Source organism: Streptococcus sobrinus DSM 20742 = ATCC 33478 (assembly GCF_000686605.1).
Classification (GTDB): domain Bacteria; phylum Bacillota; class Bacilli; order Lactobacillales; family Streptococcaceae; genus Streptococcus; species Streptococcus sobrinus.
In genome coordinates, this window is the sequence record NZ_JMLC01000014.1 from 47,300 (window position 1) to 54,936 (window position 7,637).

General features: G+C 44.8%; 5 protein-coding genes and 2 riboswitches. All 5 genes read left to right on the forward strand.

Going from position 1 to position 7,637, the window contains the following annotated elements; genetic code table 11:
• The first annotated feature begins 151 nt into the window (after window positions 1–151).
• Entirely contained in the window at window positions 152–1,513 is a 1,362-nt protein-coding gene (locus tag BS63_RS0106105; RefSeq protein ID WP_002961973.1) for a carbohydrate ABC transporter permease, read from the forward strand.
• Complete coding sequence (locus BS63_RS0106110; RefSeq protein ID WP_002961975.1) at window positions 1,513–2,349, forward strand: sugar ABC transporter permease; 837 nt, start codon at window positions 1,513–1,515, stop codon at window positions 2,347–2,349. Before BS63_RS0106105 ends, BS63_RS0106110 begins: the two co-directional genes overlap by 1 nt.
• Window positions 2,350–2,472: 123 nt before the next feature.
• Complete coding sequence (locus BS63_RS0106115) at window positions 2,473–3,609, forward strand: ABC transporter ATP-binding protein (protein WP_002961976.1); 1,137 nt, start codon at window positions 2,473–2,475, stop codon at window positions 3,607–3,609.
• Window positions 3,610–3,811: 202 nt separating this feature from the next.
• Window positions 3,812–3,902: riboswitch (glycine riboswitch) on the forward strand.
• 3 nt (window positions 3,903–3,905) lie between these two features.
• A riboswitch (glycine riboswitch) is annotated at window positions 3,906–4,010 on the forward strand.
• Window positions 4,011–4,144: 134 nt separating this feature from the next.
• The gene (locus BS63_RS0106120) at window positions 4,145–5,518 is read left to right on the forward strand and encodes an alanine/glycine:cation symporter family protein (RefSeq protein ID WP_002961979.1); all 1,374 of its coding nucleotides are present in this window, start codon (window positions 4,145–4,147) and stop codon (window positions 5,516–5,518) included.
• Window positions 5,519–5,839: 321 nt separating this feature from the next.
• Window positions 5,840–7,036, forward strand: coding sequence for a cation diffusion facilitator family transporter (locus BS63_RS0106130; RefSeq protein ID WP_002961980.1), 1,197 nt, complete (start codon window positions 5,840–5,842; stop codon window positions 7,034–7,036).
• Window positions 7,037–7,637 lie beyond the last annotated feature (601 nt).

Consider the following 7,637-nt stretch of genomic DNA (forward strand, 5'->3'; position numbering starts at 1 on the left):
GAAATACTGATGCTGGCCATGGTTAGAAGCCTGACCAGACAAAATCGTTTAATTAATACTCAATGAAAATCAAAGCTTGCTTCGGCAATTAGGGCAAAGTGAGTTAACGAAAGGAAGAATTGATTTTCGCAGAGTATTTTGGAGGTTACACATGAACAACTCTAACTACTATGAAAAGGTTCCTGTGCGAGAGGCCCTCAAGAAAGGGGGCTTAGACATTAAACTGTCTGCCATCATTATGGGAACGGCCAATCTCGCTAATAAGCAGATTATTAAAGGACTCCTTTTTCTCCTTTCAGAAATTGTCTTTCTGATTAGCTTGGTCCTACAGGTCATTCCGGCCTTTAAGGGCTTGATTACCCTAGGTACCCACACCCAAGGGACGGTTACCGAAAAAGTCGACGGGATTGAAATTACCAAGACCGTTGAAGGCGATAATTCCATGTTGCTCCTGATTTTCGGGATTGCTGTGGTGGTCTTTTGCTGTGTCTTTGCTTACATCTACTGGTGTAATCTAAAGAGTGCCCGCAACCTTTATGTCATGAAGTCTGAAGACCTCAAGGTGCCAAGCTTTAAAGAAGACTTTGCCAGCCTGGCAGATGGCCGCTTCCACATGACTATGATGTCCATCCCGCTGCTTGGCGTCCTGCTCTTTACCATTGTCCCTCTGGTTTACATGATTTGTATAGCCTTTACCAATTTTGACCACAACCACCTACCACCAGGAAGTCTCTTCCATTGGGTCGGTTTCTCAAACTTTGGTAATGTACTGACTGGTCGGATGGCTGGTTCCTTCTTCCCAATCCTGACCTGGACCTTGATTTGGGCAGTCTTTGCGACTGTTACCAACTTCTTCTTCGGAATTGTCCTAGCCCTAATTATCAATACTAAGGGCCTGAAATTTAAAAAACTCTGGCGGACGATCTTCGTTATTACCATTGCCGTGCCAATCTTCATTTCCCTCTTGATTATGAAGAATCTCTTGGCACCTGGCGGTCCTCTCAATGAGATGCTGATGAACTTCGGATTGACCAGTCACCCTCTCCCCTTCCTGACCAACCCAACCTGGGCCAAGGTCTCCATTATCATCGTCAATATGTGGGTCGGTATTCCTTATACCATGCTGGTTTCGACTTCCATCATTATGAACCTACCTCAGGAACAATTGGAAGCTGCTGAAATTGATGGGGCAAGCAAGTTCCAAATTTTCAAACGCATCACCTTCCCACAAATCCTGATTATCATGACCCCTACCCTCATCCAACAGTTCATTGGTAATATCAATAACTTCAACGTTATTTACCTCTTGACTGGTGGTGGTCCAGATAACCCTAACTTCTATCAAGCGGGTTCAACTGACCTCTTGGTAACTTGGCTCTACAAGCTGACCGTTTCAGCTAAGGACTACAATCTAGCTTCCGTTATCGGTATCCTGATTTTCACCCTGTCTGCTGTCTTTAGTTTGCTGGCCTACACAAGAACAAGTTCTTATAAGGAAGGGGCTGTCAAATAATGAAAACGAAAAAACGTATCAATTTAAGTCTGACCTACATTTTGCTGATTATCCTGTCTATCGTCTGGCTTTTCCCTATCTTTTGGGTGGTCTTGACCTCCTTTCGTGGTGAAGGGACAGCCTTTGTCAGCTACATTATTCCAAAAACCTTTACGCTGGATAACTATATCAAGCTCTTTAACAATGATTCCTTTCCTTTTGCTAGATGGTTTATCAACACCCTTGTTGTTGCTATCTTCTCCTGTATCATCTCGACCTTCATTACAGTGGCTATTGCCTATTCCCTCAGTCGGATTAAATTCAAATACCGCAATGGTTTCTTGAAACTGGCCCTAGTCCTCAATATGTTTCCTGGCTTCATGTCTATGATTGCCATCTACTACATCTTGAAGGCCCTTGATTTGACCCAAACCCTGACAGCACTGGTGCTGGTTTATTCAGCGGGAGCAGCTCTCGGTTTCTACATTGCTAAAGGTTTCTTTGATACCATTCCATATTCCTTGGATGAATCAGCTATGATTGATGGCGCAACCCGCAAGGACATCTTCTTCAAGATTACCCTGCCTCTGTCAAAACCCATCATCGTCTATACTGCCTTGACAGCCTTTATCGCCCCTTGGATGGACTTTATCTTCGCCAAGATTATTCTGGGTGATGCCACCGAAAAATATACGGTTGCTATCGGGCTCTTTGCCATGTTGGAACAAGATACCATCAATGAATGGTTCAAGACCTTTGCTGCTGGTTCCGTGATTATCGCTATTCCAATCACTCTCCTCTTCATGTACATGCAAAAGTACTATGTGGAAGGTATCACCAGCGGTTCTGTCAAATAGGTAAAAGCTTGGCTGAACCCTTTAGCCTTGGTCTTCAAACGAGACCAGACTTTAGTCAAACCTCTAGTTTTGGCGGTACAATTAAGGAACAGAAATCCAGTTTAGATAAAAGGAAAAAACATTATGACGACTTTAAAACTTGATAAAATTTATAAAAAATATCCAAACAGTGACTACTACTCTGTTGAGGATTTCAATCTTGACATCAAAAATCAAGAATTTATCGTTTTCGTAGGACCCTCTGGTTGTGGTAAATCAACTACCCTGCGAATGATTGCTGGCTTGGAAGAAATCTCCAAGGGAGAGCTTTACATTGACAACGTTCTGGTCAATGATAAATCCCCCAAGGACCGTGACATCGCCATGGTTTTCCAAAACTACGCCCTCTACCCACACATGACTGTCTTTGAAAACATGGCCTTTGGTCTGGAATTGCGCAAATACAAGAAAGACGACATTCGCAAACGGGTTGAGGAAGCCGCCGACATTCTCGGGCTGAAAGAATTGCTCAACCGTAAGCCGGCTGACCTCTCAGGTGGTCAACGGCAACGGGTTGCCATGGGACGGGCTATTGTCCGCGATGCCAAGGTCTTCCTCATGGACGAACCCCTGTCAAACCTAGATGCCAAGTTGCGGGTATCCATGCGGGCTGAAATTGCCAAACTTCACCGTCGGATTGGGGCAACCACCATCTACGTTACCCATGACCAAACTGAAGCCATGACCCTAGCTGACCGGATTGTCATCATGTCAGCCACCAAAAACGAGGCTGGCACGGGTACTGTCGGTAAGGTTGAACAAATCGGAACACCGCAAGAGCTCTACAACAAGCCTGCTAATAAATTCGTTGCTGGCTTCATCGGCAGTCCAGCCATGAACTTCTTTGATGTCACCGTTAATCAGGACACCATCTCAGATGGCAAGGGCTTCGAAATTGCTTTGACAGAAGGCCAAAAGAAACTTTTGGAAAGCAAGGGTTATATGGGTAAAGAAGTTACCTTCGGTATTCGTCCGGAAGACATTTCCTCAGCTGAAATTGCCCGGACCACCTTCCCTTCTGCCGTCGTCGAGGCTACCGTAGAAATTTCCGAATTGCTAGGCAGCGACTCCGTGCTTTACTGTAAGACGGGTAATCAAGAATTTGCTTCTCGGGTCAATGCCCGCGATTACCTGGCTCCAGGCCAGCACATCAACTTGACCTTCAATGTTGCTAAGGGACACTTCTTCGACAAGGAAACCACCGAACGCATTGAAGCTTAACACTCATCATCCCAAGCTCCAAGGGCCTCTAGCTCTCGGGGTTTTTTACGGTCCTTCGAGAGGCACGAACGAATGTGGCCCTTGATTCCTTGATTGACAAATTTTCGTTAAAATCATTCGGATTTCATCGTCATTCCCTTAAAACAGGCTTGACAGCATTCGGATTTTTCGCTAAACTAGTAACATATTTATCAATAACCGTTTGAAATCATCAGGAGAGAAAAGACCAGGTCTTTCGCCGAAGGAGTAATGCTCTCAGGTTTCTAGCCATAGAATAGGACTGATGATGGACGGACTTCTGGAGAGATTTTCTCTGTGCTGACCAAGCTGTTAAGTGCAGAGAGAACGCCGAAGGGGCAAGGTAGCCTAGACTACTCAAACTCTCAGGCAAAAGGACAGAAATTCAGCCCACAACTGCCTAGACTTTTGTCGTGCTGTTTATAGTCTCCATGGTCCAGACCTCAGCTAGTCTGGGCCTTTTATATTCCTCGATTCCATTGGTTGCTGATGATATTAATACTTTGGAGGATTAGTCATGCTAGACTTTTTTACAAAAATTGACGATTTTGTTTGGGGACCACCCCTACTGGTTCTTCTAGTCGGAACAGGGATTTATTTGACCATTCGCCTGGGACTCCTGCAGGTATTCCGCCTACCTAAGGCTTTTAAATTGATTTTTGCAGAGGACAAAGGTGAAGGAGACATCTCCAGCTTTGCAGCTTTGGCTACGGCTTTAGCTGCCACCGTCGGAACTGGTAATATAGTTGGGGTGGCGACAGCCATTGGAACTGGCGGTCCCGGGGCCCTCTTTTGGATGTGGATGGCTGCCTTTTTCGGTATGGCTACCAAGTACGCCGAAGGTCTGCTAGCTATCAAGTACCGGACAAAGGATGACAATGGCCAAGTCTCCGGTGGACCCATGTATTACATCATCAATGGAATTACCGGCCGGTTGAAAGTCATCGCCAAACCTCTGGCCTATTTCTTCGCCCTAGCTGGTATCTTAGTGGCTCTTCTGGGGATTGGGACTTTCTCTCAAGTTAATTCGATTACAGGCTCCTTGCAAAACAGCTTCAATTGGTCACCAAAAGTGGTCAGCATTATCATTGCCATTTTTGTCGCCATCATTGTCTTTGGAGGAATTCAATCCATCTCCAAGGTTTCAGAAAAAATCGTTCCTTTCATGGCAGGACTCTATATTCTGGCTTCCCTCAGTGTCATTGCAATTAACTATCAAAACCTTGTTCCAACCATTGTGGCCATCTTTAAATCAGCCTTCACACCGACAGCTGCTGTCGGTGGTTTCACAGGAGCTACGGTCATGCAGGCCATTCGCCTGGGGGTCGCTCGGGGAGTCTTCTCTAATGAATCTGGACTGGGTTCTGCTCCTATTGCCGCTGCGGCTGCCAAGACCCACGAGCCAGTTGAACAAGGGCTGATCTCTATGACTGGCACCTTCATTGATACCATTATCATCTGTACATTGACAGGCCTATCCATCCTGATTACGGGTCAATGGTCAGTCAAAGGCTTAGAGGGAGCAGCTGTCACCCAGTCAGCTTTCTCTTCAGTCTTTGGCAATATTGGTAGTTTGGTTCTGACCCTATCTTTGGCTCTTTTTGCCTTTACTACTATTCTTGGCTGGTCTTACTATGGCGAACGTTGCGTAGAATTTGTCTTTGGCACCAAGGGAATTACCATTTACCGCTGTATCTTTGTTTTCATGGTGGCCTTGGGAGGCTACCTGCAACTGCAGGTTATCTGGAAAATTGCCGATATTGTTAACGGTCTTATGGCCCTGCCAAACCTGATCGCACTCCTAGTGCTATCACCTATTATCATCAAGGAAACTAAATCCTATTTTAAGCGCATGGCAGGAGTTAAAAATCACGTTGATGCTAGCAAATAAGTTAATCCTATAGTAGCAACTGCCACACAAAATTCTCCTGCTTTGCATGACAGAAACTACAAGTAGCTTCTATAAAGAAGTCCATTGCTGATATCGTCAACGGTCTCATGGTTTTCCCAGATCTGATAATGCTGCTGGACCTCTCCCTCAATCATTATTGCCTCAACCAAGAAATACTTTGCTAAGTCTCAGCTGGATTTGAGCTAAATGTGATTACTCTCCTCTTGACAATCAGTCTGGGGGAGTTTTTATTTCCGGCCCCATTGGCTTGGAGCCAGCAATTCTGCTATAATATAGGGTATTAGAAATCAAGGAGGACTTATGGCAACTGCGGAAGATAATATAAAATTTGCAAGGCGGGGGCCCATTGTCTCCATCTTCGCCTATCTGGTCCTGACCGTTGGTAAGCTGGTCTTCGGTTATCTGCTGAATTCTTCCTCCCTGACTGCCGACGGTTTTAATAACCTGTCAGACATCATGAGTAATGTCATCCTCTTGGTTGGCCTCTATCTGGCTAGTCGACCGGCTGATGAAGACCATCGCTTCGGCCATTGGAAAATTGAAGATTTAGCCAGCCTGCTGACTTCCTTTATCATGTTTCTGGTTGGCTTTCAGGTTCTTTTTGAAACCATTAAAAAGCTAATCGGCAACAGTCAAACTGAGATTGATCCATTGGGTGCCTTGGTTGGTGTCATTTCCGCCCTAGTCATGTATGGTGTCTACCTCTACAATCGCCACTTGTCTAAGAAGGTCAAGTCCTCAGCCCTGCTGGCAGCTTCCAAGGATAATCTGTCAGATGCCGTCACTTCGATTGGAACTTCGGTTGCCATTGTGGCCAGCTCTCTGAACTTGTCCATCGTTGACCGGATCGCCGCCATCATCATCTGCTACTTCATCCTCAAGACAGCCTATGACATCTTTATCCAGGCCACCTTCAGTCTATCTGATGGCTTTGATGATAAGCAGTTGTCCCAATATGAGAAGGCTATTTTACAAATCCCCAAGATTACAGCCGTCAAATCCCAGAGGGGGCGGACTTACGGTTCCAATATCTTCCTCGACCTGGTTCTGGAAATGAATCCTGACCTATCTGTCTATGAGAGCCATGCCATTACCGAGCAAGTGGAGCAACTCCTCCATGATGATTTTCAAGTCTATGATGTCGATATCCATGTTGAACCTGCTCCTATTCCCGAAGACGAAATCCCTGATAATGTCTATCACAAGCTCTATAAATTTGAAAAACTTGTCTTGGCCAAAATTCCAGACTACGAAACTTATATTGCTGAAGACTTTATGCTGGTCAATGAGTATGGTCAAGTCTTAACGGAACAAAGCTTCCTTGACTTGGCTCCCTACTACTCCAGCAACTTCCAATATTTCAAGATGACCTCCATCAGCCAGAAGACCAAGCTTATTACCTATCGTCTGGAAGGCAGACAGCACGTCAGCATCTGGCGTCGGCATGAAACTTGGAAACTCCTCTTCCACCAAATCACCCCAGAAACAGAAAGATAAGAGTTGGCTTGGCCAGCTCTTTTTACTACATATTTGGAAAATTTCAAGATAGATTAGTCAAGTGGGGCTAATACTGGGTTAAAATCAGAACTATCACTCTGTTTGTAACTACTAAGTAACTCAGATCTGACTTGGTTTGAACTGTCAGGTGACAATTTTAAACATCAGAGAGTATAAGAATTCGAAATTCTCTATGGGCAAGGTTGGCTCCTTTAGCTAAAGCCCTAATACTCTTTGAAATTCAAAATTAGCAATTTACTATCTCAATACGACTACATCTGGAAAATGAAAATAAATCATTAACCAATGGAGTCATTCTAAAAGTGATACTTTCGCCAAAGTGGTATTCTTAGCAACAACTATAGATGTTGCTAAGAACGGAAATTTTGAAAGAGATTTAGTCCGGTGGACTAAATCTGCCTGAGCCTAAAAATTAGAGAGCGAAGGGCTCAAAATTTATCACGGGGCAAAGATATCAGCTACTAAAGTAGCAAATATCTAACGCCAATCTCTACGAAAATTGACTAGCCCCCTGATTAACTCGGTTAGGCCAGTAAAATCGGCTAGCCTAACCTCGTGTCGTAATGAAACTACGTGAGTT

Excerpts from the sequence above, each read along its gene's own strand:
- BS63_RS0106115 (WP_002961976.1), top strand. The coding sequence starts at position 2,473 with ATGACGACTTTAAAACTTGATAAAATTTATAAAAAATATCCAAACAGT.
- BS63_RS0106105 (WP_002961973.1), top strand. The coding sequence starts at position 152 with ATGAACAACTCTAACTACTATGAAAAGGTTCCTGTGCGAGAGGCCCTC.
- BS63_RS0106110 (WP_002961975.1), top strand. The coding sequence starts at position 1,513 with ATGAAAACGAAAAAACGTATCAATTTAAGTCTGACCTACATTTTGCTG.
- BS63_RS0106130 (WP_002961980.1), top strand. The coding sequence starts at position 5,840 with ATGGCAACTGCGGAAGATAATATAAAATTTGCAAGGCGGGGGCCCATT.
- BS63_RS0106120 (WP_002961979.1), top strand. The coding sequence starts at position 4,145 with ATGCTAGACTTTTTTACAAAAATTGACGATTTTGTTTGGGGACCACCC.